The organism is Pseudomonas marginalis, assembly GCF_900105325.1.
Classification (GTDB): domain Bacteria; phylum Pseudomonadota; class Gammaproteobacteria; order Pseudomonadales; family Pseudomonadaceae; genus Aquipseudomonas; species Aquipseudomonas marginalis.
On the sequence record NZ_FNSU01000003.1, the window covers coordinates 2531265 to 2553695 of the forward strand.

Consider the following 22431-nt stretch of genomic DNA (forward strand, 5'->3'; position numbering starts at 1 on the left):
ACTACCCTCAGCCGTTGGGCCCTACTGTCGCGACGATAGTCACTTGCTTGTTGTCAGGAATTTCCTGATAAGCCAAAACGTGCAAATTCGGTACTGCCAGACGTCCAAACCGCGACAACATCGCCCGGACCGGACCCGCCACCAGCAGAATCACCGGTTGGCCCTGCATTTCCTGGCGCTGTGCGGCGTCGATCAACGAACGCTGCAGTTTCTCAGCCATGCTTGGCTCCAGCAGAACGCCCTCTTCCTGGCCTTGTCCTGCCTTCTGAATACTATTGAGCAATATCTGTTCCAACCTTGGCTCCAAGGTGATCACAGGCAGCTCGGAGTCAAGCCCTACAATGCTTTGCACGATTGCGCGGGACAATCCGACACGCACCGCCGCCACCAGCGCGGCGGTATCTTGACTCTTGGCGGCATTGTTGGCGATAGCCTCGGCAATGCTGCGAATGTCGCGTACCGGCACCTGTTCGGCCAGCAGCGCCTGCAGCACCTTGAGCAGTTGCGACAACGACAGCACGCCCGGCACCAGCTCTTCTGCCAGTTTTGGCGAGGCCTTGCCCAGCAAGCCCATCAATTGCTGGACTTCTTCGTGGCCGATCAGCTCGTGGGAGTGCTTGTACAGGATCTGGTTGAGGTGGGTGGCGACCACGGTGCTGGCGTCCACCACGGTGTAGCCCAGGGACTGCGCCTGGCTGCGCTGGCTGATTTCGATCCACACCGCCTCCAGGCCAAAAGCCGGATCTTTGGCGGTAATGCCGTTGAGGCTGCCGAATACCTGGCCGGGGTTGATTGCCAGCTCGCGGTCCGGGTAGATCTCGGCTTCGGCCAGGATCACGCCCATCAGGGTCAGGCGGTAGGCACTGGGTGCCAGGTCGAGGTTGTCGCGGATATGCACGGTGGGCATCAGGAAGCCCAGGTCCTGGGACAGCTTCTTGCGCACGCCCTTGATCCGCGCGAGCAACTGGCCGCCCTGGTTGCGGTCCACCAGCGGAATCAGGCGGTAGCCGACTTCCAGGCCAATCATGTCGATCGGGGTCACGTCGTCCCAGCCCAACTCCTTGGTTTCCTGGGCGCGGGCCGGGGATGGCAGCAGTTCCTGCTGGCGCGCAACTTCTTGCAGGGCCTGGACCTTGACCGCATTCTGCTTTTTCCAGAACAGGTAGGCAGCGCCGCCGGCCAGGGCCGCCATGCTCAGGAACGACACATGGGGCATGCCCGGCACGATCCCCATGATCGCCATGATGCCGGCCGCCACGGCCAGGGCCTTGGGCGAGGCAAACATCTGGCGGCTGATCTGCTTGCCCATGTCTTCGGAGCCCGAAGCACGGGTCACCATGATGGCGGCAGCTGTAGATAACAACAGTGATGGCAATTGCGCCACTAAACCGTCACCGATGGTCAGCAGGGCGTACACCTTGCCCGCATCGCCGAAGGTCATGCCGTGCTGGAAGATCCCGACCGCCATGCCGCCGATCAGGTTGATGAACAGGATCAGCAGGCCGGCGATGGCGTCACCGCGCACGAATTTACTGGCACCGTCCATGGAACCGTAGAACTCGGCTTCCTGGGCGACTTCCAAGCGGCGGGTCTTGGCCTGGTTCTGGTCGATCAGGCCGGCGTTGAGGTCGGCGTCGATAGCCATCTGCTTGCCGGGCATGGCGTCGAGGGTAAAGCGTGCGCTCACCTCGGAAATCCGCCCGGCGCCCTTGGTCACCACCACGAAGTTGATGATCATGAGGATCGCGAACACCACGATACCGACCACGTAGTTACCGCCAATCACCACCTCACCGAAGGCCTGGATCACCTTACCGGCAGCGGCGTGGCCATCCTGGCCGTGGAGCATGACCACACGGGTGGACGCCACGTTCAGCGCCAGGCGCAACAGGGTTGCCACCAGCAGGATCGTCGGGAACACCGCGAAATCCAGCGGCCGCAAGGCGTAGACGCACACCAGCAGGACGACGACGGACAGGGCGATGTTGAAGGTGAAGAACACGTCCAGCAGGAACGGCGGCATCGGCAACATCATCATTGCCAGCATGACCAGCAACAACAACGGCACACCCAGATTGCCCCGCGAGAGGTCAGTCAGGGTGCCACGGGCCGTGCTGAACATTTGAGAGCGATCCACCACCGGTATTCCTCGTTTCCTTGAAGCAAACTTTTGACGCCGGGAGGCGTCCTGGAGGCGGTATTGCAAGAAGCCTTCCAACTTTGCTTTTGAGGAGGTGGATCGCTACAGGCGCCCGAGCTCTATCGGATGTAAACACTCCAACTGCGGGAGGGACAAGCCCCCTCCCGCAGTCGGTTCTGTGCACATCCATTGCCGACAGCGAAACTAGCGCTCGCGGGCTAGCTCACAGTTTTAACTTCAGTTGCCTGCAGCCCCTTGGGGCCGTTGGCAAGCACGTATTCGACCTTTTGGTTTTCATCCAGGCTTTTGAAACCGCCGGAAACGATCCCCGAGTAATGCACAAATACATCTTCAGAACCATCGTCCGGCTTGATGAAACCAAACCCCTTTTCTGCGTTGAACCACTTTACGATGCCGGTTGCCATTAACCTTCTCCACCCTGCTTGTTTTAAGACCTGAGCCTAATCAAACGCGCTGGAAATAAGATTGACTACTGTCAAAGTTGACAGGTAGACGGCAGTTAGTGACGAGTGGTAGGAGGTCAGGAATCGCGACGCAACTCCGGCGGAATCGGCAGGTCCTTGAGCGGATCCGGGCGTTTCCCCTTGCCCGCGCGGTATTGGCGAATCTGATAGACATACGCCAACACCTGGGCCACGGCCAGGTACAACCCCGCCGGGATTTCCTGGTCGAGGTCGGTGGAGTAGAAGATCGACCGCGCCAGCTCCGGCGATTCCAGCAGCAGGATGTCGTGGGCCACGGCGATTTCACGGATTTTCAGTGCGGTAAAGTCGCTGCCCTTGGCCAGCAGCATCGGCGCGCCGCCCTTCTCCGGGTCGTACTTGAGGGCCACGGCGTAGTGGGTCGGGTTGGTGATGACCACGTCGGCGTCGGGCACCGAGGCCATCATCTTGCGTTGGGACATTTCCCGCTGCAGCTGGCGGATGCGTTGCTTGACCTCGGGGCGGCCTTCCTGATCCTTGTGCTCGTCGCGCACTTCCTGCTTGGTCATCAGCAGTTTCTTGTGGCTTTCCCACAACTGGATCGGCGCATCCACCGCCGCGATGATGATCAGCCCGGCGGCCATCCACAGCGCACTCCAGCCCACCACCTGCACACTGTGGATGATCGCCGACTCCAGGGGTTCATGGGCGATGCGCAGCAGGTCGTCGATGTCGGACGACAACACCATCAGTGCCACGAACAGAATCAGGATGAACTTGGCCAGGGCCTTGAGCAGCTCCACCAGGGCCTTGGCGGAGAACATGCGCTTGAGACCGGCCGCAGGGTTCATGCGGCTGAACTTGGGTGCCATGCTGCCGGCGGCGAACAGCCAGCCGCCGAGGGCGACCGGGCCGATCAGTGCGGCCAGCAGCAGGGTGATCAGGATCGGCTGCACCGCCAATATCGCGATCTTGCCCGAGTGCAGCAGGTATTGACCCATGGAGCCAGGGTTGAGCAGCACATCGCGGGGCAAGGTGAAGTTGTGCTTCATCAGCTCCATCAAGTCCAGCGCCAGGCCGCCACCATAGATCAGCAAGGCACCGGATCCGGCCATCATGGTCGCAACGGTGTTGAGCTCCTTGGAACGGGCAATCTCGCCCTTTTCCCTGGAGTCCTTTTTACGCTTCTCCGTGGGGTCTTCTGTCTTGTCCTGACCACTCTCGCTCTCGGCCATGGCTCAGCGCGCCCGTGCCAGATCACGTAGGAACTGCAAGGCGTCGGTCGCCAGCGGTTGATACTGATTGAGAATGTCGGCCAGGCCGACCCAGAAAATCCCCATGCCCAGCACCAGGGTCAAGGGGAAACCAATGGAGAAAATGTTCAGCTGTGGCGCCGCGCGGGTCATGACGCCAAACGCGATGTTGACCACCAGCAAGGCCGTGATCGCCGGCAGTACCAGCAACAGCGAGGCACCGAGCACCCAACTGAGACGCCCCACCAGCTCCCAGAAGTGATTGACCACCAGCCCGGAGCCTACCGGCAAGGTGGTGAAGCTTTCGGTCAACACCTCGAACACCACCAGGTGGCCGTTCATGGCCAGGAACAACAAGGTCACCAGCATGGTCAGGAACTGCCCGATCACCGCCGCCGATACGCCGTTGGTGGGGTCGACCATGGACGCGAAGCCCATGCCCATCTGGATCGAGATGATCTGCCCGGCGATCACGAACGCCTGGAAGAACAGTTGCAGCGAAAAGCCCAGCAGCGAGCCGATCAGGATCTGCTCGGCAATCAGCATCAAGGCACTGAGGTCGAGTGCGTTGACCGGGGGCATCGGCGGCAGGCCAGGCACGAGCACCACGGTGATCGCCACGGCGAAATACAGGCGGATGCGGCGCGGCACCAGGGTAGTACCGAACACCGGCATGCTCATCAGCACCGCCGTCACCCGGAACAACGGCAGGATGAACGAGGCCACCCACGTGCTGATCTGGGTGTCGGTCAATGCCAGCAAGGACTGCATCGGGTCAGCCGATCAACTGCGGAATACTGCCGTACAGCTGCAGGATGTATTCCATGAAGGTTTGCACCAGCCACGGGCCGGCGACAATCAGGGTGATCAGCATCACCAGCAGGCGCGGCAGGAAACTCAAGGTCTGTTCGTTGATCTGGGTCGCGGCCTGGAACATCGCCACCAGCAGGCCCACCAACAGGCTCGGCACCACCAGCACGGCAACCATCACGGTGGTCAGCCACAGTGCTTCACGGAACAGGTCGACGGCGACTTCTGGGGTCATGCTGCTTCACCTAACAAATCACACCCCTCCGAAACTGCCGGCCAACGTGCCGATAATCAGCGCCCAGCCGTCCACCAGCACAAACAGCATGATCTTGAACGGCAATGAAATAATCAGCGGCGACAGCATCATCATCCCCATGGCCATCAGCACGCTCGCCACCACCAGGTCGATGATCAGGAACGGGATAAAGATCATGAAGCCGATCTGGAATGCGGTCTTCAGTTCCGAGGTGACGAACGCCGGCACCAGGATGGTCAGCGGCGCCTGGTCCGGGGTCGCGATGTCGGTACGCTTGGACAGGCGCATGAACAGCTCAAGGTCGCTGGAGCGGGTCTGCGACAGCATGAAATCCTTGATCGGCCCTTGCGCCCGGTCAATCGCAACCTGGGCCGTGATGGTCTCGGCCAGGTACGGCTGCAGGGCTTGCTGGTTCACCTTGTCGAACACCGGCGCCATGATGAACAGCGTCAAGAACAATGCCATGCCGGTGAGGATCTGGTTCGACGGCGTCTGCTGCAGGCCCAGGGCCTGACGCAGGATCGAGAACACGATGATGATCCGCGTGAAGCTGGTCATCAGCATGACAACCGCCGGGATAAAGCTCAGCGCAGTCATGATCAGCAGGATCTGCAGGCTGACCGAATACTCCTGGGCCCCCGCCGCGTTGGTACCCAGCGTAATCGCCGGGATCGACAACGGGTCGGCGGCCAGCGCCAATGGCGCGGCCAGCAACAGCATGAGCGTCAATAAAACGCGCATTACTTCTTATCCTTCTGATCCTTGCCCAGCAATTCCATCAGGCGCTGGGCGAATTCTGGCGTGGCGGGCTGGGATTGGGTGGTTGGCACCGGGGTCTTGAGCACATGCAGCGGCGTGATTCGGCCGGGGGTAATGCCCAGCAGGATCTGTTCCTCGCCCACTTGCACCAGCACCAGCCGGTCACGCGGGCCGAGGGCGCGCGAGCCGATCATTTCGATGACCTGGGCATTGCCCGGGCCGATGCTCTGCACACGACGCATCAGCCAGGCCAACACGAAGATCAAGCCGACCACCAGCAACAGGCCCAGCACCAGCTGCGTCAGTTGCCCGCCAACGCTGCCGCCGACGGGCGCAGCGGCAACTTGGGCCGCCGGCTCCGCCGCCCACGCCACCAATGGCAGCGCGGCGAACAGTCCCACCATCAGCCGTTTCATATCAGCGCAACTTCTTGATGCGTTCGCTTGGGCTGATCACGTCGGTCAGGCGGATGCCGAACTTTTCGTTGACCACCACCACTTCGCCGTGGGCGATCAGGGTGCCGTTGACCAGCACGTCCAGCGGCTCACCGGCCAGGCGATCCAGCTCGATCACCGAGCCCTGGTTGAGTTGCAGCAGGTTGCGGATGTTGATGTCGGTACTGCCCACTTCCATGGAGATCGACACCGGGATGTCGAGGATCACGTCCAGGTTCGGCCCATCGAGGGTCACCGGGTCGTTGTTCTTCGGCACGCTGCCGAACTCTTCCATGGGCAGGCGATTACCCGCTGGTGCTGTGGCGGCATCAGCGGCCAGCAGTGCGTCGATATCATCCTGGCCAACATCGCCGGTCTCTTCCAGGGCCGCAGCCCACTCGTCAGCCAGGGCCTGGTCTTCGGCGGAAGTGTTTTCGTGTTCGGTAGCCATTACATGTCCTCGGCGGAGCAAACATTCATAAATAGGGATCAGCGACGGTTGATCGGCTCAACCACTTGCAAAGCGAGGTTGCCCTTGTGGGACCCCAGCTTGACCTTGAACGACGGCACGCCGTTGGCGCGCATGATCATTTCGTTCGGCAATTCGACCGGGATAATGTCCCCCGGCTGCATGTGCAAAATATCCCGCAGGCGCAACTGGCGCCGGGCCACGGTGGCGCTCAGCGGCACGTCGACATCCAGCAGGTCTTCGCGCAGGGCCTTGACCCAGCGTTCGTCCTGGTCGTCCAGGTCGGACTGGAAGCCGGCGTCGAGCATTTCGCGCACCGGCTCGATCATCGAGTACGGCATGGTCACGTGCAGGTCGCCGCCACCGCCATCGAGCTCGATGTGGAACGTGGACACCACAATGGCCTCGCTCGGCCCGACGATGTTGGCCATGGCCGGGTTCACTTCCGAGTTGATGTACTCGAAATTGACTTCCATGATCGCCTGCCAGGCTTCCTTCAAGTCAATGAAGGCCTGTTCCAGCACCATGCGCACCACGCGCAATTCGGTAGGGGTGAATTCACGGCCCTCGATCTTGGCGTGACGGCCGTCACCGCCGAAGAAGTTGTCCACCAGCTTGAACACCAGCTTGGCGTCGAGGATGAACAGCGCGGTACCGCGCAATGGCTTGATCTTGACCAGGTTGAGGCTGGTGGGCACGTACAGCGAGTGCACGTACTCGCCGAACTTCATCACCTGCACGCCGCCCACCGCCACGTCCGCCGAGCGGCGCAGCATGTTGAACATGCTGATCCGGGTGTAACGGGCGAAACGTTCGTTGATCATCTCAAGGGTCGGCATGCGTCCACGGACGATGCGATCCTGGCTGGTCAGGTCATAACTTTTGACGCTGCCGGGCTCGGCAGCCATTTCAGTCTGTACCAGACCGTCGTCGACGCCATGCAACAGCGCGTCGATTTCATCCTGGGACAGCAGGTCCTGCACGGCCATGGGGTGATCCTACTGCAATACGAAATTAGTGAAGAGCGCCTGCTCGATCACGACTTTGCCGAGCTCCTTCTGGGCCACTTCCTGCACGCTGGCAGTGACCTTCTGGCGCAGCATTTCCTGGCCCACCGGGGTGGCCAGGGTGTCGAAACTCTGCCCGGAAAACAGCATCACCAGGTTGTTGCGGATCACGGGCATATGCACCTTGAGGGCATCCAGGTCCGACTGGTTACGCGCCAGCAAAGTGATGCTCACCTGCAGGTAGCGTTGACGACCGTTCTGATTGAAGTTGGCGACAAAGGCCGGAAGCATCGGCTCGAAGATTGCCGGTTGCTTGGCGTTAGTGGCGGTTTCGGCGGCAGGTGCCGGCTTGCTGGCACTGCTGTGCATGATGTACCAGGTGCCGCCCACCGAGGCGCCGATGGCCAGGAGCAGGCCCACGACAATCATCAGGATAAGCTTGAGCTTGCCTTTGCCTGCGGGTGCGGGTGCTTTTGCTGCGTCGTCGCTCTTCGCCATGCCAATAATCCGTCACTATTCGGGGATTCATAGATCTACGGAAAGGCAAGAGCAAGTGTTATGCCAGAGTTGTCTGGCTGGACACAGACAAGGGAATGCCGCAAAAAAAATGTGGAAGGGGGGGCTGTGGTGGGTGGGCTTGTTCACCGACAATGGGACTGCTGCGCAGTCCAGCGCGGGGCAAGCCCGCTCACCACAGCAAGCCCACCCACCACAGCAAGCCCACCCACCACAGCAAGCCAGCACCCACATTTTGTCCTATGCCAGACTTACATCAGGCGTAGTAGTCGACGGCGCTGGAGCCGATCACCGTCGAAGTCACGGGCGCCACGGCTTCGGCCACTTCAATGTGGCTGCCGCTGTCGCCGCTGTCGCCACCCCGCCCGCTGCGACTAACGCCCCCCGTCTGCGCCTGCTGTTGCTGCTGCTCCTGGCCACGGGACTGGTCGGACACGTTCACATCCACCTGCCCCATGCCCTGCTGGGCGAACATCTCGCGCAAGCGACCGGACTGGCTTTCCAGGGCTTCACGCACCACCGGGTGGGCGCTCATGAAGTTGACCTGGGCCTGCTGGTCGGCGGTCATGTTGACCTTGATGTCCAGGCGCCCGAGTTCGGCCGGTTGCAACTGGATCTCCGCCGACTTGAGGTTGGCGCTGGAGAGGTACATCACACGGTTGACGATCTCGTCGGTCCAGCCGCTCTGATGCATGGCCAGCGGCGCATTCGTCACCGGCGGCAAGGCATTCGCGGTTTTCGGCGTGGCCGCCTGGGTCAATGCGGCCAGGCGGTTGGCGAAGTCATCGACGCGGGTGTCGCTGCTGGCCTCCTTCAAGTCCTTGAGGCCGCCTTCGATCAAGCCGCTGAAGGCCTTGTCGCCACCCTGGTCCGTACTGTCCTTGGTGGCTTGCTGGTCGACCATGGTGGCCAGGCCAGCGGCAAAGTTCTGGGCGGCGGTTGGCTGGTCCTGGGTGGTCGTCGGGGCAGTTTTGGCCGGTGCCTGGCTGCTGGCCGACACATGCCCGCCCTGCTCCATTGCCAGGCGTACGGCCGGCATGGCGTCCAGGGGATCGGCCTCAGGGTCGAAGGCCGGCGTGGCGTCCTCGGTCGCTGCGATTGGCGCCGCAACCACGGGTGCGGCCTTATCATCCTTGGCAGCGGCAACGGGTGCCGGGGTTTCCACCGGTACTGGCACCACCACCACCGGGGTGACCGTGGCAATCAATGCCGGGTCGACCACCGGGTCCACCGCAGGCTGCTGCGCCAGGGCCGGATCCACAGGTACAGCGTCATCCTTGCTGGCAGTGTCGTCGGACGATGCCGCAGGCTTGGCAGGCAAGGTATTGCCGCTATCGGCAACCGCTGGCGTGGCGGCGGCAGGTTTGTCGTTGCCCGCCGCAGGCTTGGCGCTGGCATCGACAGGCTTGTCCCGCGTGGGCTTGGCCGAGTTGTCATCAGCCTTGACCGTGGGTTTGGAACCCTGGCTGGCGAACACCTGAGCGAAGCCAGGGCCCTTGTCCCGTGGGTCCGCAGCCACTGCCGGTGGATTGACGGCAGGCGCTTGAGGCTTGGCCGCAGGGGCAGCCTGGAGAAGCGAATTCGGGGCGACTGGCATAGGTAAAGGTCTCCACTGCATGGGGATCGGGGATGCAGTATCAGGAGGTAGAGCAAGAGTCGGGCCAGGTTTTCAAACTGATGGAATCAAATCTGGAACCGCTGCCGCTCCGACTCATACATCGGCTTCACCAAGGCAAACTCATGATCGATCTGATCCACCAGCGCCCCCAGGTCCGCCGCGGCCTCGACCGACTCCGCCTCCAAGCGCTGGCACAGGTACGCCAACCGCACTGCGCCGAGGTTGCCACTGCTGCCCTTGAAGCTATGGGCGATACGCCCCAGTGCCTTGGCGTCGTCCCGTGCCTTGCGCAACGCTTCGACGCGTTTTTGGGAATCATCGAGGAAGGTATCGAGCAGCTTGGGGTACTCGCCTTCCATGACCTCCTGCAAACCCGACAACACGTCCGGGTCCATATGAATCTCAGCCACTTGCTCGCTCCTTGATCAAGAATCGGCGGATTATGCCAGAGCCCCCCAGCAAAACTCTACGCAGACACTGCGCCCGCCGTCGGACCAGCGCACCTCGCTGCTGAGTTGACGCACCAGGCTCAGGCCCCGACCGGACAGGCAATCAATGTCCAGCGGCCGGGCCAGCACCTGCTCCACGTCGAACCCTGGCCCACTGTCTTCAACGCGCAGGGTCATCTTGCCGCCCGCCTCGGTGGGCACCACCTGCACATGCACGCGCACATAACCACTGTTCAGCTGCGCCAGGCGGTCATTGCGCTGGCGATAATACTCGGCAAAGCCCCGGGCATCGCGCTTGAGCCGCGAGTCCAGGCCCAGCACGCCATGTTCCAGCGCATTGGAATACAACTCGGCCATGACGCTGTAGAGCGCCCCGCTCTGCTCGCGCAGCCCCTGGATCTCCAGCAGCAGTTGCAGTAGGTAGGGCAAGGGGTTGTAACGCTTGAGGGTTTCGGCACGAAATTCGAAACTCACCGACCAATCCAGCGGGCACGACTGGCCGCTGTCGGCATACAACGGCCCGGTGGCCCGCAGCGGCTGCCCGGGACGCAGTGTGATTTCCACCATGCTCACATCATCCCGCGTCACACCGCGAAAGGCCGCCAGGGCCTGCTCGATGTCGTCGAAGAGCCGGTCGGGCTCACGGTTGGCGGCAAAGACCTGCTGCAAGCGCTCGACGCCAAACAGCTGGTCGTTGGCGTCGGCGGTGTCCAGCACACCATCGGAGAGCAGGAACACGCGGTCACCCAGCGCCATGGGCCAGACCTCGGTGCGATCATCAAATGCCTCAGCCGACAGCACCCCCAACGGCAAATGCCGCGACTGCAGCGGCGCGCGCTTGCCGCTGGCGACTTCATGCACATAGCCTTCGGGCATGCCGCCGTTCCACACCTCCACCACCCGTCGCTGCGTGCTCAGGCACAGCAGGGTGGCGCAGCAGAACATATCCACCGGCAGGATGCGCTTGAGCTTGGCATTCATCTCCCGCAGGATCTGCGCCAGGCCGTAGCCCTTGGCAGTCATGCCGTAGAACACCTCCGCCAGGGGCATGGCGCCCACCGCCGCCGGCAGGCCATGGCCGGTGAAATCGCCGAGCAGCACGTGCATGTCGCCCGACGGCGTATATGCCGCCAGCAGCAGGTCGCCGTTGAACAGCGCATAAGGCGATTGCAGGTAGCGGATATTCGGCGCCGCGTTGATGCAGCCGGAATGGGCGACTTTATCGAACACCGCCTTGGCCACCCGCTGCTCACGCAACAGGTACTCATGGTGCCTGGCGATCTGGTCACGCTGCTGCAGCATCGTCGCCTGCAGCCGGCGCAGGCGGTCCATGGCGTTGATCTTGGCCGCCAGGATCAGCTGGTTGTAGGGCTTGGGCAGGAAATCATCGCCGCCGGCATCCAGGCACTCGGCCAGGGCGGCACTTTCGCGCAGGGACGTGAGGAAGATGATCGGCACCAGCTCCTCCCCCGCCAACTGCTTGATCCACCGCGCGGCGGCCAGGCCATCCATCACGGGCATGATCGCGTCCATCAACACCAGTTGCGGACGCTCGCGCGCGAACAGTTCAACGGCCTCCTCGCCATTGGTTGCAGTGAGCACCTGGTGCCCCTGGCGTCGCACAATGGTCGACAGCAACAGCAGGTCGGCGGCACTGTCTTCGGCGATCAGGATCGTCAGCGGCTCAACCGCGGGGGCCAGGGCGCTCAATTGATGTCGAACAATTTGTCGAAGTTGGAGATGGCGAGGATCTTGCGCACATCGGAGTTGGTGTTGATCACCTGGACCTCCGACTCCTCGCCGCCGGCATGGTCCCTCAACAGCAGGAGCATGCCCAGGGCCGAACTGTCCATATAAGTGGTTTCCTTCAGATCGACCACATACGACTCAGGCACCTTGTAGAAACGCTCGTAAGCCTCACGAAACGCCTGGTGGCTGCTGAAATCGAACCGACCCTTGATTGCGATCGTCAACTTCTTCCCGTCCAGGGATACTTCTGACTCGATTGACATGCGACTGCTTCCTTGTCATAGGCATAGACACAAGGTGTAGCAGGCGAATGGGATACCAGCAACACGACAGACCAAATGTGGCAGGCGGGCAACCGTCAGTATTGTGATTGGCGCGGCAGGCGCTGGGACAATTCGTCGAGCAATTTCTGCTCGCGCTTGTCTTCCAATGCCCGCGCTTCGTCGATGTAGCGCTGCACCAGTTTGCGCAGGCCCTCGACGCGGGCGAAGGCTTGCTGCCAGCTCTCGCGGGCCTTGTCGAGGTTGTTCTGGTGCCAGGCCAGGCTTTGGCGCTGCTGGCCGACGGCCGTCTCGAGCTGATTGAGAAAGCCCTGGTAACCCATCAGCCATTGCCCCGACACACCTTGCGTGCCGCGTTCGATCCATTGCTGCTGGTACTCGCCACGAAAGCGCTCCAGGTCGCCCAGCTTGCTTTCCGCCAAACGCACCTGGCCCTGGAAATACCCCAGGCGCTGGACCGCGGTTTTCTCGGCTTTTTCGGCCATGTCGACCACCGGGGCCAGGCGCGCAGCGCGGCTGTTGGCCATGGCTTAGCCGCCCGGCGCAGGGGCGAAGATCGAACCCAGGTGCGCTTCGCTTTCACCCATGCTGATCTTGTCGTTGAGGCCCTGGCGCAAGTAAGTCACCAACTGCGGTTGCAGGGCGATCGCCAGGTCGGTGTCGCGGTCGCCGCCGGCCACATAGGCGCCGACGCTGATCAAGTCGCGGCTCTGTTGATAACGCGACCACAGCTGCTTGAACTGCTGCGCGCGGGCCATATGCTCCGGCGTGACCACTGCCGGCATGACCCGGCTGATGGACGCTTCGATGTCGATGGCCGGGTAGTGCCCCTCCTCGGCCAGACGCCGCGACAGCACGATGTGGCCGTCGAGCACGCCCCGCGCCGAGTCGGCGATGGGATCCTGCTGGTCATCGCCTTCGGACAATACGGTGTAGAACGCGGTGATCGAGCCGCCACCGGCCTCGGCATTACCGGCGCGCTCCACCAGCTTGGGCAGCTTGGCGAACACCGACGGCGGGTAGCCCTTGGTGGCCGGGGGCTCGCCGATGGCCAGGGCGATTTCCCGCTGGGCTTGGGCGAAACGGGTGAGCGAGTCCATCAGCAACAGGACGTTCTTGCCCTTGTCGCGAAAATATTCGGCGATGCGCGTGCAGTACATGGCCGCGCGCAGACGCATCAACGGTGCATCGTCCGCTGGGGATGCGACCACCACCGAACGCTTGAGGCCTTCTTCGCCGAGGCTGTGTTCGATGAACTCCTTCACCTCGCGGCCCCGCTCGCCGATCAGGCCCACCACGATGATGTCGGCCTCGGTAAAGCGCGTCATCATGCCGAGCAACACCGACTTACCCACACCCGTACCCGCGAACAGGCCCAGACGCTGGCCACGGCCGACCGTCAATAAACCGTTGATGCTGCGAATCCCCACGTCCAGCGGCACGCTGATGGGGTTGCGGTTGAGCGGGTTGATGGTGGGGCCGTCCATCGGCACCCAGTCTTCGGCTTTCATGCCGCCCTTGCCGTCCAGTGCGCGACCGGCGCCGTCCAGCACCCGGCCGAGCATGCTCATGCCCATGGGCAGGCGGCCGGTGTCGGCCAGGGGCACCACGCGGGCGCCGGGGGCGATGCCGGCCAGGCTGCCGACGGGCATGAGGAAAATCTTGTTGCCGGAAAAACCCATCACTTCGGCTTCGACCTGCACCGGATGGTAGCTGTCGTCGTTGATCACCATGCAACGGCTGCCCATGGCGGCGCGCAGGCCCTCGGCTTCGAGGGTCAGGCCGACCATGCGCAACAGACGCCCTTCGAGGATTGGCTGGCCGGGCAATTCGGTGGCCTCGGCATAGCCGCCCAGGCGCTTGGCGAAGCTGGTGCGATCAAGGCGCATCGGGGGCGTCCAGGTCCACGCTCAGGTCCGGCTCGGCCGGGTTCAGCGCCTGCTCGTGTTGTTGATCAAGCAGCTTGGCCATGATCTGGCTGATGCGGGTTTCCACCGTGGCATCGATGCGGCTGTGCTCGGTCTCGACCCGGCAACCGCCGGGCTGCAGCGCCGCATCTTCGACGATGCGCCAGGTTTCTTCATGGCGCTCGCGCATCGCTTTGACCTGTTCGAAGTCCTGCGGGTTGATGTACAGCCGCACATTGCCGACGCCCAGGGGCAGCAACTTGAGGGCTTCGCGCATCACGCTTTCGATCTGGCTGGAATCCAGCACCAGTTCGCGCTGAATCACCTGGCGGGTGATGTGCTGTACCAGGCCGACCATGGCTTTTTCGATTTGCGAATCCTGCTCGGCGATGGGCGCGAACAGGTTGCCCATCAGGCGCTCCAGGCTGGCCAGCTTGACGCTCAGCGCCGCCTCGGCTTCCTGGCGCACCTTGAGGGTGGTGCTGCGAAAACCGTCTTTCTCGCCAGCGGCAAAGCCTTCGTTGTAGGCCTCCTGACGGATGCTTTCCAACTCTTCCAGGGTCAGTGGCTGGACTTCCTCCAGCGGCACTTCTTCCATTTCCACCGGCGGCTCTTCAACCGGTTCCGGCTCGGGCTCGGGCACATGCGGATCGAAGCTGGGCAACGACCAGATGTCGAACCCACCGACGTCCCGTGCGCGAATCAGATCGCTGGGCGCCTCATCTTTGTTCGACATGGAGAGCGCCTTAGATCATTTCTTCGCCGCCCTTCCCACCGAGAACGATTTCTCCGGCTTCGGCCATACGGCGGGCAATGGTGAGGATTTCTTTCTGGGCGGTTTCCACGTCGCTGACGCGCACCGGCCCCTTGGCTTCCAGGTCGTCGCGCAACAGCTCGGAGGCACGCTTGGACATGTTCTTGAAGATCTTCTCCTTGACGCCTTCGTCCGAGCCCTTGAGGGCCAGTACCAGCACGTCGGAGGACACTTCGCGCAGCAACGCCTGGATGCCACGGTCGTCGACATCGGAGAGGTTGTTGAATACGAACATGAGGTCTTCGATCTGGCCGGACAGGGTGTCGTCGATCTCGCGGATCGAGTCCATCAACTGGCCTTCGACCGAGCTGTCGAGGAAGTTCATGATGTCGGCCGCGCGCTTGATACCACCCAAGGTGGTCCGCGAGGCGTTCGAGTTGCCCGAGAACTGTTTCTCGAGAATCGTGTTGAGTTCCTTCAGGGCCGCCGGCTGCACGGTGTTCAGCGACGACACGCGCAGGATGATGTCCAGGCGCACCTTATGGTCGAAGTGGCCAAGCACTTCACCGGCCTGGTCCGGGTCGAGGTAGGCCACCACGATTGCCTGGATCTGCGGGTGCTCGTAGCGGATCACGTCGGCGACCGCGCGCGGTTCCATCCACTTGAGGCTGTCCAGGCCACTGGTGTTGCCGCCCAGCAGGATGCGGTCGATCAGGCCGTTGGCCTTGTCTTCGCCCAGGGCCGAGGTGAGCATCTTGCGGATGTAGCTGTCGGAGCCGACGCCCAGGCTGGTCTGGTCGCCGACGATCTCGACGAACTCGCTCATCACCTGCTCGACTTGCTCGCGGTGCACATTGCGCATTTGCGCCATGGCCACGCCCACCCGCTGGACCTCTTTGGGGCCCATGTGGCGCAGCACTTGGGCGGCGTCGGTTTCCCCCAGGGACAGCAGCAGGACTGCGGCTTTGTCGACCCGGGAGAGCTTGGCAACAGCGGCTCGATCACTCATCTGCGTTAATCCACTCTTTCACGACCTGGGCCACACGGCCCGGGTCTTCTGCTACCAGACTTTTGATTGCGTTCAACTGAGCGTCATAGCCTTCGCTCGGGCTCGGCAACAGAATGCTTTGCGGGCCGCCGAGGCTGACGCGGTCGTTGGCCAGTTCGCCGTCCAGGCCGCCCATGCCACCCAATTCGACATCGCTGCCACCGAAGGCCGCCAGTTGTTTCTTGCCGTTGCCGGTGATGTTGTTGAGCACCGGGCGCAGCACACCGAACACCAGCACCAGGATGAACAACACACCCAGCACTTGCTTGACGATGTCCCAGAACCACGGCTGGGTGTAGAACGCCGCTTCGGCGATCACTTCGCCACGCTCGGCGGAGAACGGCATGTTGATCACGCTGACGCTGTCACCCCGACTGGCGTCAAAACCAACGGCGTCCTGCACCAGGCGTGTGAAGCGCGCCAATTCGTCGGCGCTCCACGGTGCACGTGTTACGGCACCGTCAGCGGCGTTGACCTTGACCTGGTCATCCACCACCACCGACACCGACAGGCGATTGACGCGACCCTGCTGCTGCTTGGTGTGGCTGATGGAACGGTCGAGTTCGAAGTTCTTGGTGGACTGGTTACGCTTGTCCGCCGGGTACGGCGCGAGCATCGGCTGGCCGGTGGCCGGGTCCATGATCTGCTGGCCGTTGGCATCCAACAGTGGCTGGCCAGGCTGGATCGCGCCAGCGGTGGCTGCGGCGCCACCGGTGGTTTGCGGCGCCGAGGCCGGGGCCGGCGGCTGGTTGCTCAGGGCACCCGGCACACCTTGCGGGCCATTGCTGGCGGTGCGTTGTTCGCTGGTCGATTGCTCACTGCGCAGGGCCGGCTGGTCCGGGTTGAATTGCTCGGAGGTCGACTCGACGGCGCTGAAGTCCACGTCGGCAGACACTTCCGCCTTGTAGCGGTCATTGCCGAGCACCGGTTGCAGGATGTTGTGCACACGCTGGGTGAGCATGCTTTCCATGCGGCGGCTGTAGTCGAACTGCTTGCCGGCCTGGGTCAGCGCGGAGTTTTCGGCCATGTCGGACAGCAGGTTGCCCTTCTGGTCGACCACGGTGATCTGCGACTTGCTCAGTTCGGGAACGCTGGTGGCCACCAGGTTGATGATCGCCAGGACTTGGCCAGGCTCCAGGGAGCGGCCGGAAAACAGTTCGACCAGTACCGAAGCACTTGGCTTGCGCTCGTCGCGCACAAACACCGAGCTTTTCGGGATCGCCAGGTGCACGCGGGCACCCTTGACGTTGTTCAGGCTGGAAATGGTGCGCGCCAGCTCGCCTTCAAGGCCACGACGGTAGCGGGTGGCTTCCATGAACTGGCTGGTCCCCAGGCCCTGGTCCTTGTCGAGGATCTCGAAACCGATATTGCTGTCGGACGGGGTCACGCCGGCGGCGGCCAGCTTCATGCGCGCACGGGCCACATCGTCGGCCTTGACCAGCAACGCGCCGGAGTTGGGCTCCACGGTGTAGGCGATGTCGGCGGCGGCAAGGGTTTCCATGATCTGCTTGGAATCCATACCCGCCAGGCTGCCGTACAACGGCCGGTAATCGGGTTGCTGCGACCACAACACCACGGCAAAACCAATCGCCACGCTGGCAGCCAGGCCGACCATCAGGCCCACCTGACGCAGCATGGTCATTTCCGAGAGGTTTTCCAGGAACGACAGGCCAAACAGCGGCGGCTTGCCGTCTGTCTTGGCGGGTACGTTGTCGGAGACTGCTTCTGCCATGACTTAAATCTCGCCCTTAAACCGGCATCTGCATGATGTCTTGATAGGCCTGAACCAGCTTGTTACGCACTTGGGTCAGGGCCTGGAAGGAGACGCTGGCCTTTTGCGAGGCGACCATCACATCGGTGAGGTCCACGCCGCTTTTGCCGATTTCGAACGCAGTGGCCAACTGGCTGGAAGCTTGCTGGGTGTCACTGACTTTGTTGATGGCCTGGCCGAGCATGTCGGCGAAGCTGCTTTGGCCCAATTCCGGCGCTGGCGCGACGGATTTCGGTTGAGCCATGGCATCCATCTGCATGGCGCGCATGTCCAACATCAACCGATTGAACTCAATACCCTGGCTCATGACCTTCTCTCTCCAACCTGCAATTTTTTGACACTACGCAGCGATTACTAGGGGAGGTAGCAACAAGGGTGCCAGATCCGCATCAACTCGTAAGAAAAGGCGACAAACCTTGTCGACCTTCTTACCGGTTACGTGGCGAATAGATACGCTTCCACATCCATTCCGGCGTCACGCATCTGCGCCAGCTTGTAGCGCAGGGTGCGCGGGCTGATGCCCAGGCGCTCCGCGGCCTCTTTGCGTCGGCCGCGCTCGGCGCGCAGGGTGTCGATGATCATCTGGAATTCGCGGCGACGCAGGTCGTCGCCCAGGGCACCGGCAGACTCAGCCTCTGCAACCACCGGCGCAGGCGCCAACGAGGGCAATGGCGCCGCACCACTGCCCATGGCCAGGCAGAAATCCTGGGGCTGGATCAAGCCGCCTTGCTGCAGGATCAGGGCGCGCTGGATGGCGTTATCTAATTCCCGCACGTTGCCGGGCCATGGATAACTCACCAGGCAGGCCTGGGCTTGCGCCGACAGCCGCGCCTGGGCGTGCTTCATTTTTTTGACGTGGTTGTTCAGCAGGCGCTCGGCCAGCGGAATGATATCTGCCGGGCGTTCACGCAGCGGGCGCCAGGCCAGGGGGAACACCGAAAGCCGATAGAACAGGTCTTCCCGGAAGCGCCCCGCCGCCACCTCGCCGGCGAGGTCCCGGTTGGTGGTGGCGACCACACGGATGTCCAACTGGATCGGCTTGCGCGCGCCAACCCGCTCCACTTCCCGCTCTTGCAGCACCCGCAGCAACTTGGCTTGCAGGCCCAGGGGCATTTCCGAGATTTCATCCAGCAAAATGGTGCCGCCATCGGCCTGTTCGAACTTGCCCGCCTGGGCCGCGATGGCACCGGTGAACGAACCTTTCTCATGACCGAACAGGGTGGCCTCAAGCATGTTGTCGGGGATCGCCGCGCAGTTGATGGCGATAAACGGTTGCTGGGCGCGGGTCGACTGCTGGTGGATATAACGCGCCAGCACCTCTTTACCGGTGCCGGACTCGCCGGAGATCAGCACGGTGGAATCACTGCGCGCCACACGGGCCGCCAACTCAAGCAATTGTGCACTGGCCGGCTCGAAGGCGATCGGGCCCTCGCCTTCGTTGGCCGGGATCACCCCCAGGGCGTGGCGCGCCACCAGTTCGATCAGGGCTTTAGGCTCGAAGGGCTTGACCAGGTAATCCGCGGCGCCCTGGCGCATCGCGTCCACGGCACGCTCCACCGCACCATGGGCGGTCATCAGCAGCACCGGCAGTTGCGGCTGACGCGCACGCAGCAGGCTGAGCAGCTGATGGCCGTCCATGCCGGGCATGTTCACGTCGCTGACCACCAGGCTGAAGGCTTCCTGCTCCACCGCGTCCAAGGCGTCCTCGGCAGAACCGACCGCCCGATAGTCATGGCCCGCCAACAACAGCGTGTCAGCCAATGCTTCACGCAGGGCGCGATCGTCTTCCACCAACAAAACCTTGATAGCCATATCCTTACTCCGCGCTTGCCGCGCATGAAAACAGCGGCAAGGTCATCAATGCACAGGTGCCACGCCCAACGCGGGAATGCAGCTGCAATTCTCCCTGATGGGCACGCGCCACCGCCTTGACCACGGTCAGGCCCAGGCCGGTACCGTTGGTCTTGGTGGTGAAAAAGGGTTCACCCAGGCGCTTGAGCACCACCGGGTCGATACCGCTGCCGCTGTCGCTGATGCACAGGCGCAGGGTTTGCTCGCGGTTGTACAGGTGCACCTTGAGCCGCGCGCCGGGGCCGCTGGCCTGGGTGGCGTTTTCGATCAGGTTGAGCAGCGAGCCCACCAGGGTGTCGCGGTTGCAGAGCAGCTCGCCGAGGTGACTGTCGCACTGCCAACGCACGTGCACGTCCTGGATATGGGCAGCGGCCGCCGCTTGCAGGGCCTGCATCAGCTGGGCCGGCGTCACGCGGTCGGTCAGCGGCAATTCGCCGCGGGCAAACACCAGCATGTCGCGGACCTGGTGCTCCAACTCATGCAGACGCTCCTTCAGGCGCCCGGCAAAGCGCTGGTGCGTGGCGGCGGGCAATTGCTCATCAGTCAAATGACTGGCGTAGATCAACGCGGCCGACAACGGCGTACGGATCTGATGCGCCAACGAAGCGACCATCCGCCCCAACGAGGACAAACGCTCATGGCGCGCCAACTGGTCTTGCAGATGACGGGTTTCAGTCAGGTCGTTAAGCAGCACCAACTGGCCCGGCTCCGCATCCAGGGAACGGGTGGCGATGGACAGGCGGCGCCCGTCCTTCAGGGAGATTTCGTGGCCATCGTCCTCACGCGGCGCAAAGCAGCGGGTGATGACATGGCGCCACAGCTCGCCTTCCAGCGGCAGGCCGAGCATGTCGCAGGCCGCCGGGTTGGCTTCACGCACGCGGCCTTCTTCATCGATGACGATCACGCCACCGGGCAACAGCGACAACAGGTTTTGCAAACGGTTGGCCAGGCGCTCTTTTTCGGCCAACTCTTCCATGCGCTGGGCGCTGACTACCGCCAGTTCGCCTTTCAGCTCGGAGACCCGGGCTTCCAGCAGGCTGTAGGAGTCGGTCAGCTGGCTCGACATCTGGCTGAACTGCGAGAACGCCTGCTCAAGACCCTGGCGGGTCGGCGGCTCGACAGGCGGAACCAGCCCCTGGATGGCAGGGGCCGAAGATAGTTGGGCGGCGTGGGGCATGATGCTCTCTCGCTTGGCTGACCGTCAGTTAAACGGAACGTTGCGAGGGCTGTAGCAATAGTTGTGCCGAAAAAAAACCGCTGAAATATCAGCGACTTGGAAAACAGGCGTCAATCATCTGCCTGTTCATCACCTTCTTTGCGGCTCATTCCGTACTTGCGCATCTTCTCCACCAGGGTGGTTCGACGGATGCGCAGGCGCTCGGCGGCACGGGCGACGATGCCGTTGGCGTCGTCCAGGGCCTGCTGGATCAGCCCCTGCTCGAGGTTACCGAGGTAGTCTTTCAAGTCCAGCCCTTCGGGCGGCAGCATGGCGGTGGAGCCGAAGTCCGGGGTGTGGCCGTTGATGGCAACCCGTTCTTCCATGTCGCTGCGCAGGCTGTCGACCAGTTGCTCGTCTTCGTCGTCGACATAGCGGAACTTCTTCGGCAACTCGACCACGCCGATCACACCGTAGGGATGCATGATCGCCATGCGCTCCACCAGGTTGGCCAGTTCACGGACGTTGCCCGGCCAGCCGTGGCGGCACAGGGACATGATCGCGGCCGAGTTGAAGCGGATCGAACCGCGCTTTTCGTGCTCCATGCGCGAGATCAGTTCGTTCATCAGCAACGGGATGTCCTCCACGCGCTCACGCAGCGGGGCCATCTCGATCGGGAATACGTTGAGGCGGTAGTACAGGTCTTCGCGGAAGCTGCCGACCTCGATCATGCTTTCGAGGTTCTTGTGGGTCGCGGCGATGATGCGCACGTCGACGCTCTGGGTCTTGTTGCTGCCCACGCGCTCGAAGGTGCGCTCCTGCAAGACGCGCAGCAGCTTGACCTGCATCGGCAGCGGCATGTCGCCGATTTCGTCGAGGAACAGGGTGCCGCCGTTGGCCAGCTCGAAACGCCCGGCACGGCTGGTGATCGCCCCGGTAAAGGCGCCCTTCTCGTGACCGAATAGTTCGCTTTCAAGCAGCTCTGCCGGGATCGCTCCGCAGTTGACCGGCACAAAAGGCCCGTCGCGGCGCTTGGAGTGATAGTGCAGGTTGCGCGCGACCACTTCCTTGCTGGTGCCCGACTCGCCGAGGATCAGCACGCTGGCGTCGGTATCGGCCACCTGCTGCATCATCTGGCGCACGTGCTGGATGGCGCGGCTGGTGCCGACGAGGCTGCGGAACAGGTTGGGCTCGCGGTGGCGACCGCGCTCGCGGGCCTGGTCGTACATCTCGCGATAGACCTGGGCACGGTGCAGGGAATCGAGCAATTTGCTGTAGCTGGGCGGCATTTCCAGGGTGGAAAGCACACGACGGCGCTGGTCTTCGGGCAGGTCGACAGAAGAAATATCGCCTATTAGCAACACCGGAAGGAACTCATCCCAGGTTGACAGTGTCTTTAACAAGCCCAAAACAGCGCCAGGAGCGTTTACCGTCCCGATCAGCACACAAATGACTTCACGGCTCGATGACAATGAGCTGACTACCTGCTGCCAGTCATGGCTGCCGCAGGGCAGATTTTCTTCGCCAAGAAAATTCAAAATCACCGCTAAATCGCGGCGGCGGACGCTATCGTCATCGATCAGCAGAATTTTGGTTTCACGCCACATGCAATAGCAACTTCCCTAGTAAAACGCTCTGCCCAGTGTAAGGGCAATCGAGACGGCCGTAAGACTTCTTACTTTATAGACGTCTGAAATCTGAAAACAGCACTAGTTAAGTCAAAAAAGCTGGCACGGTCAAATTTATGACGCGCCGTTCGG

23 protein-coding genes are annotated in these 22431 nt (G+C 62.4%); all 23 read right to left on the bottom strand.

The genetic code is table 11. The annotated features are described in order from the left end of the window. Positions 1–7 precede the first annotated feature (7 nt). Positions 8–2122: a flagellar biosynthesis protein FlhA gene (flhA, locus tag BLW22_RS20855; RefSeq protein ID WP_370737638.1), complete on the bottom strand. Its 2115-nt coding sequence runs from the start codon at positions 2120–2122 to the stop codon at positions 8–10. A gap of 236 nt (positions 2123–2358) precedes the next feature. Then, on the bottom strand, positions 2359–2565 hold the full coding sequence (locus BLW22_RS20860) for a cold-shock protein (protein WP_027603866.1): 207 nt from the start codon (positions 2563–2565) through the stop codon (positions 2359–2361). A 116-nt stretch (positions 2566–2681) separates the two neighbouring features. Next, the gene (flhB, locus tag BLW22_RS20865; RefSeq protein ID WP_065946824.1) at positions 2682–3818 is read right to left on the bottom strand and encodes a flagellar biosynthesis protein FlhB; all 1137 of its coding nucleotides are present in this window, start codon (positions 3816–3818) and stop codon (positions 2682–2684) included. Positions 3819–3821: 3 nt separating this feature from the next. Next, positions 3822–4607 carry a flagellar biosynthetic protein FliR gene (gene fliR / locus BLW22_RS20870; protein WP_027603864.1) on the bottom strand — a complete coding sequence of 262 codons (786 nt, stop codon included), beginning with the start codon at positions 4605–4607 and terminating at the stop codon, positions 3822–3824. A gap of 4 nt (positions 4608–4611) precedes the next feature. After that, positions 4612–4881 (bottom strand): flagellar biosynthesis protein FliQ, encoded by a 270-nt coding sequence (fliQ, locus tag BLW22_RS20875; protein WP_027603863.1) that lies wholly within the window; start codon positions 4879–4881, stop codon positions 4612–4614. 18 nt (positions 4882–4899) lie between these two features. Then, complete coding sequence (gene fliP / locus BLW22_RS20880; RefSeq protein WP_074847406.1) at positions 4900–5643, bottom strand: flagellar type III secretion system pore protein FliP; 744 nt, start codon at positions 5641–5643, stop codon at positions 4900–4902. Continuing rightward, a complete protein-coding gene (fliO, locus tag BLW22_RS20885) occupies positions 5643–6077 on the bottom strand; it encodes a flagellar biosynthetic protein FliO (RefSeq protein ID WP_065924964.1) in 435 nt (144 codons plus the stop codon). The genes fliP and fliO overlap by 1 nt, the downstream gene beginning before the upstream one ends. A 1-nt stretch (position 6078) precedes the next feature. Beyond that, on the bottom strand, positions 6079–6546 hold the full coding sequence (fliN, locus tag BLW22_RS20890; RefSeq protein WP_027603860.1) for a flagellar motor switch protein FliN: 468 nt from the start codon (positions 6544–6546) through the stop codon (positions 6079–6081). Between the two features lie 38 nt (positions 6547–6584). Then, complete coding sequence (fliM, locus tag BLW22_RS20895) at positions 6585–7553, bottom strand: flagellar motor switch protein FliM (RefSeq protein WP_065924963.1); 969 nt, start codon at positions 7551–7553, stop codon at positions 6585–6587. Positions 7554–7562: 9 nt separating this feature from the next. Then, a complete protein-coding gene (fliL, locus tag BLW22_RS20900; protein ID WP_065924962.1) occupies positions 7563–8069 on the bottom strand; it encodes a flagellar basal body-associated protein FliL in 507 nt (168 codons plus the stop codon). A 274-nt stretch (positions 8070–8343) separates the two neighbouring features. After that, the gene (locus BLW22_RS20905) at positions 8344–9684 is read right to left on the bottom strand and encodes a flagellar hook-length control protein FliK (protein ID WP_074847407.1); all 1341 of its coding nucleotides are present in this window, start codon (positions 9682–9684) and stop codon (positions 8344–8346) included. Positions 9685–9770: 86 nt separating this feature from the next. Continuing rightward, positions 9771–10115, bottom strand: coding sequence for an Hpt domain-containing protein (locus BLW22_RS20910; RefSeq protein ID WP_065924960.1), 345 nt, complete (start codon positions 10113–10115; stop codon positions 9771–9773). Between the two features lie 30 nt (positions 10116–10145). Then, positions 10146–11864: an ATP-binding SpoIIE family protein phosphatase gene (locus BLW22_RS20915; protein ID WP_065946826.1), complete on the bottom strand. Its 1719-nt coding sequence runs from the start codon at positions 11862–11864 to the stop codon at positions 10146–10148. After that, a complete protein-coding gene (locus BLW22_RS20920) occupies positions 11861–12166 on the bottom strand; it encodes an STAS domain-containing protein (protein ID WP_027603854.1) in 306 nt (101 codons plus the stop codon). Before BLW22_RS20920 ends, BLW22_RS20915 begins: the two co-directional genes overlap by 4 nt. A gap of 95 nt (positions 12167–12261) precedes the next feature. After that, complete coding sequence (fliJ, locus tag BLW22_RS20925) at positions 12262–12711, bottom strand: flagellar export protein FliJ (RefSeq protein WP_027603853.1); 450 nt, start codon at positions 12709–12711, stop codon at positions 12262–12264. 3 nt (positions 12712–12714) lie between these two features. Further along, on the bottom strand, positions 12715–14073 hold the full coding sequence (fliI, locus tag BLW22_RS20930; protein ID WP_027603852.1) for a flagellar protein export ATPase FliI: 1359 nt from the start codon (positions 14071–14073) through the stop codon (positions 12715–12717). Beyond that, complete coding sequence (fliH, locus tag BLW22_RS20935; protein ID WP_074847408.1) at positions 14063–14827, bottom strand: flagellar assembly protein FliH; 765 nt, start codon at positions 14825–14827, stop codon at positions 14063–14065. The genes fliI and fliH overlap by 11 nt, the downstream gene beginning before the upstream one ends. Positions 14828–14837: 10 nt before the next feature. Next, positions 14838–15854: a flagellar motor switch protein FliG gene (gene fliG / locus BLW22_RS20940; protein ID WP_017527617.1), complete on the bottom strand. Its 1017-nt coding sequence runs from the start codon at positions 15852–15854 to the stop codon at positions 14838–14840. After that, positions 15847–17625, bottom strand: coding sequence for a flagellar basal-body MS-ring/collar protein FliF (gene fliF / locus BLW22_RS20945; RefSeq protein WP_065924957.1), 1779 nt, complete (start codon positions 17623–17625; stop codon positions 15847–15849). Before fliF ends, fliG begins: the two co-directional genes overlap by 8 nt. 16 nt (positions 17626–17641) lie before the next feature. Further along, the gene (fliE, locus tag BLW22_RS20950) at positions 17642–17971 is read right to left on the bottom strand and encodes a flagellar hook-basal body complex protein FliE (protein ID WP_005790083.1); all 330 of its coding nucleotides are present in this window, start codon (positions 17969–17971) and stop codon (positions 17642–17644) included. Between the two features lie 128 nt (positions 17972–18099). Then, positions 18100–19476: a sigma-54-dependent transcriptional regulator gene (locus tag BLW22_RS20955; protein WP_065946828.1), complete on the bottom strand. Its 1377-nt coding sequence runs from the start codon at positions 19474–19476 to the stop codon at positions 18100–18102. Between the two features lie 4 nt (positions 19477–19480). After that, positions 19481–20692: a sensor histidine kinase gene (locus BLW22_RS20960; protein ID WP_065924955.1), complete on the bottom strand. Its 1212-nt coding sequence runs from the start codon at positions 20690–20692 to the stop codon at positions 19481–19483. 110 nt (positions 20693–20802) lie between these two features. Further along, positions 20803–22278 carry a sigma-54 dependent transcriptional regulator gene (locus BLW22_RS20965; RefSeq protein WP_074847409.1) on the bottom strand — a complete coding sequence of 492 codons (1476 nt, stop codon included), beginning with the start codon at positions 22276–22278 and terminating at the stop codon, positions 20803–20805. Between the last annotated feature and the right edge of the window lie 153 nt (positions 22279–22431).

Bases quoted from the DNA above. Each gene is read 5' to 3' on its own strand.
- flhA (WP_370737638.1), bottom strand. From the start codon at position 2,122: ATGTTCAGCACGGCCCGTGGCACCCTGACTGACCTCTCGCGGGGCAAT.
- BLW22_RS20860 (WP_027603866.1), bottom strand. From the start codon at position 2,565: ATGGCAACCGGCATCGTAAAGTGGTTCAACGCAGAAAAGGGGTTTGGT.
- flhB (WP_065946824.1), bottom strand. From the start codon at position 3,818: ATGGCCGAGAGCGAGAGTGGTCAGGACAAGACAGAAGACCCCACGGAG.
- fliR (WP_027603864.1), bottom strand. From the start codon at position 4,607: ATGCAGTCCTTGCTGGCATTGACCGACACCCAGATCAGCACGTGGGTG.
- fliQ (WP_027603863.1), bottom strand. From the start codon at position 4,881: ATGACCCCAGAAGTCGCCGTCGACCTGTTCCGTGAAGCACTGTGGCTG.
- fliP (WP_074847406.1), bottom strand. From the start codon at position 5,643: ATGCGCGTTTTATTGACGCTCATGCTGTTGCTGGCCGCGCCATTGGCG.
- fliO (WP_065924964.1), bottom strand. From the start codon at position 6,077: ATGAAACGGCTGATGGTGGGACTGTTCGCCGCGCTGCCATTGGTGGCG.
- fliN (WP_027603860.1), bottom strand. From the start codon at position 6,546: ATGGCTACCGAACACGAAAACACTTCCGCCGAAGACCAGGCCCTGGCT.
- fliM (WP_065924963.1), bottom strand. From the start codon at position 7,553: ATGGCCGTGCAGGACCTGCTGTCCCAGGATGAAATCGACGCGCTGTTG.
- fliL (WP_065924962.1), bottom strand. From the start codon at position 8,069: ATGGCGAAGAGCGACGACGCAGCAAAAGCACCCGCACCCGCAGGCAAA.
- BLW22_RS20905 (WP_074847407.1), bottom strand. From the start codon at position 9,684: ATGCCAGTCGCCCCGAATTCGCTTCTCCAGGCTGCCCCTGCGGCCAAG.
- BLW22_RS20920 (WP_027603854.1), bottom strand. From the start codon at position 12,166: ATGTCAATCGAGTCAGAAGTATCCCTGGACGGGAAGAAGTTGACGATC.
- fliJ (WP_027603853.1), bottom strand. From the start codon at position 12,711: ATGGCCAACAGCCGCGCTGCGCGCCTGGCCCCGGTGGTCGACATGGCC.
- fliI (WP_027603852.1), bottom strand. From the start codon at position 14,073: ATGCGCCTTGATCGCACCAGCTTCGCCAAGCGCCTGGGCGGCTATGCC.
- fliH (WP_074847408.1), bottom strand. From the start codon at position 14,827: ATGTCGAACAAAGATGAGGCGCCCAGCGATCTGATTCGCGCACGGGAC.
- fliG (WP_017527617.1), bottom strand. From the start codon at position 15,854: ATGAGTGATCGAGCCGCTGTTGCCAAGCTCTCCCGGGTCGACAAAGCC.
- fliF (WP_065924957.1), bottom strand. From the start codon at position 17,625: ATGGCAGAAGCAGTCTCCGACAACGTACCCGCCAAGACAGACGGCAAG.
- fliE (WP_005790083.1), bottom strand. From the start codon at position 17,971: ATGAGCCAGGGTATTGAGTTCAATCGGTTGATGTTGGACATGCGCGCC.
- BLW22_RS20955 (WP_065946828.1), bottom strand. From the start codon at position 19,476: ATGGCTATCAAGGTTTTGTTGGTGGAAGACGATCGCGCCCTGCGTGAA.
- BLW22_RS20960 (WP_065924955.1), bottom strand. From the start codon at position 20,692: ATGCCCCACGCCGCCCAACTATCTTCGGCCCCTGCCATCCAGGGGCTG.
- BLW22_RS20965 (WP_074847409.1), bottom strand. From the start codon at position 22,278: ATGTGGCGTGAAACCAAAATTCTGCTGATCGATGACGATAGCGTCCGC.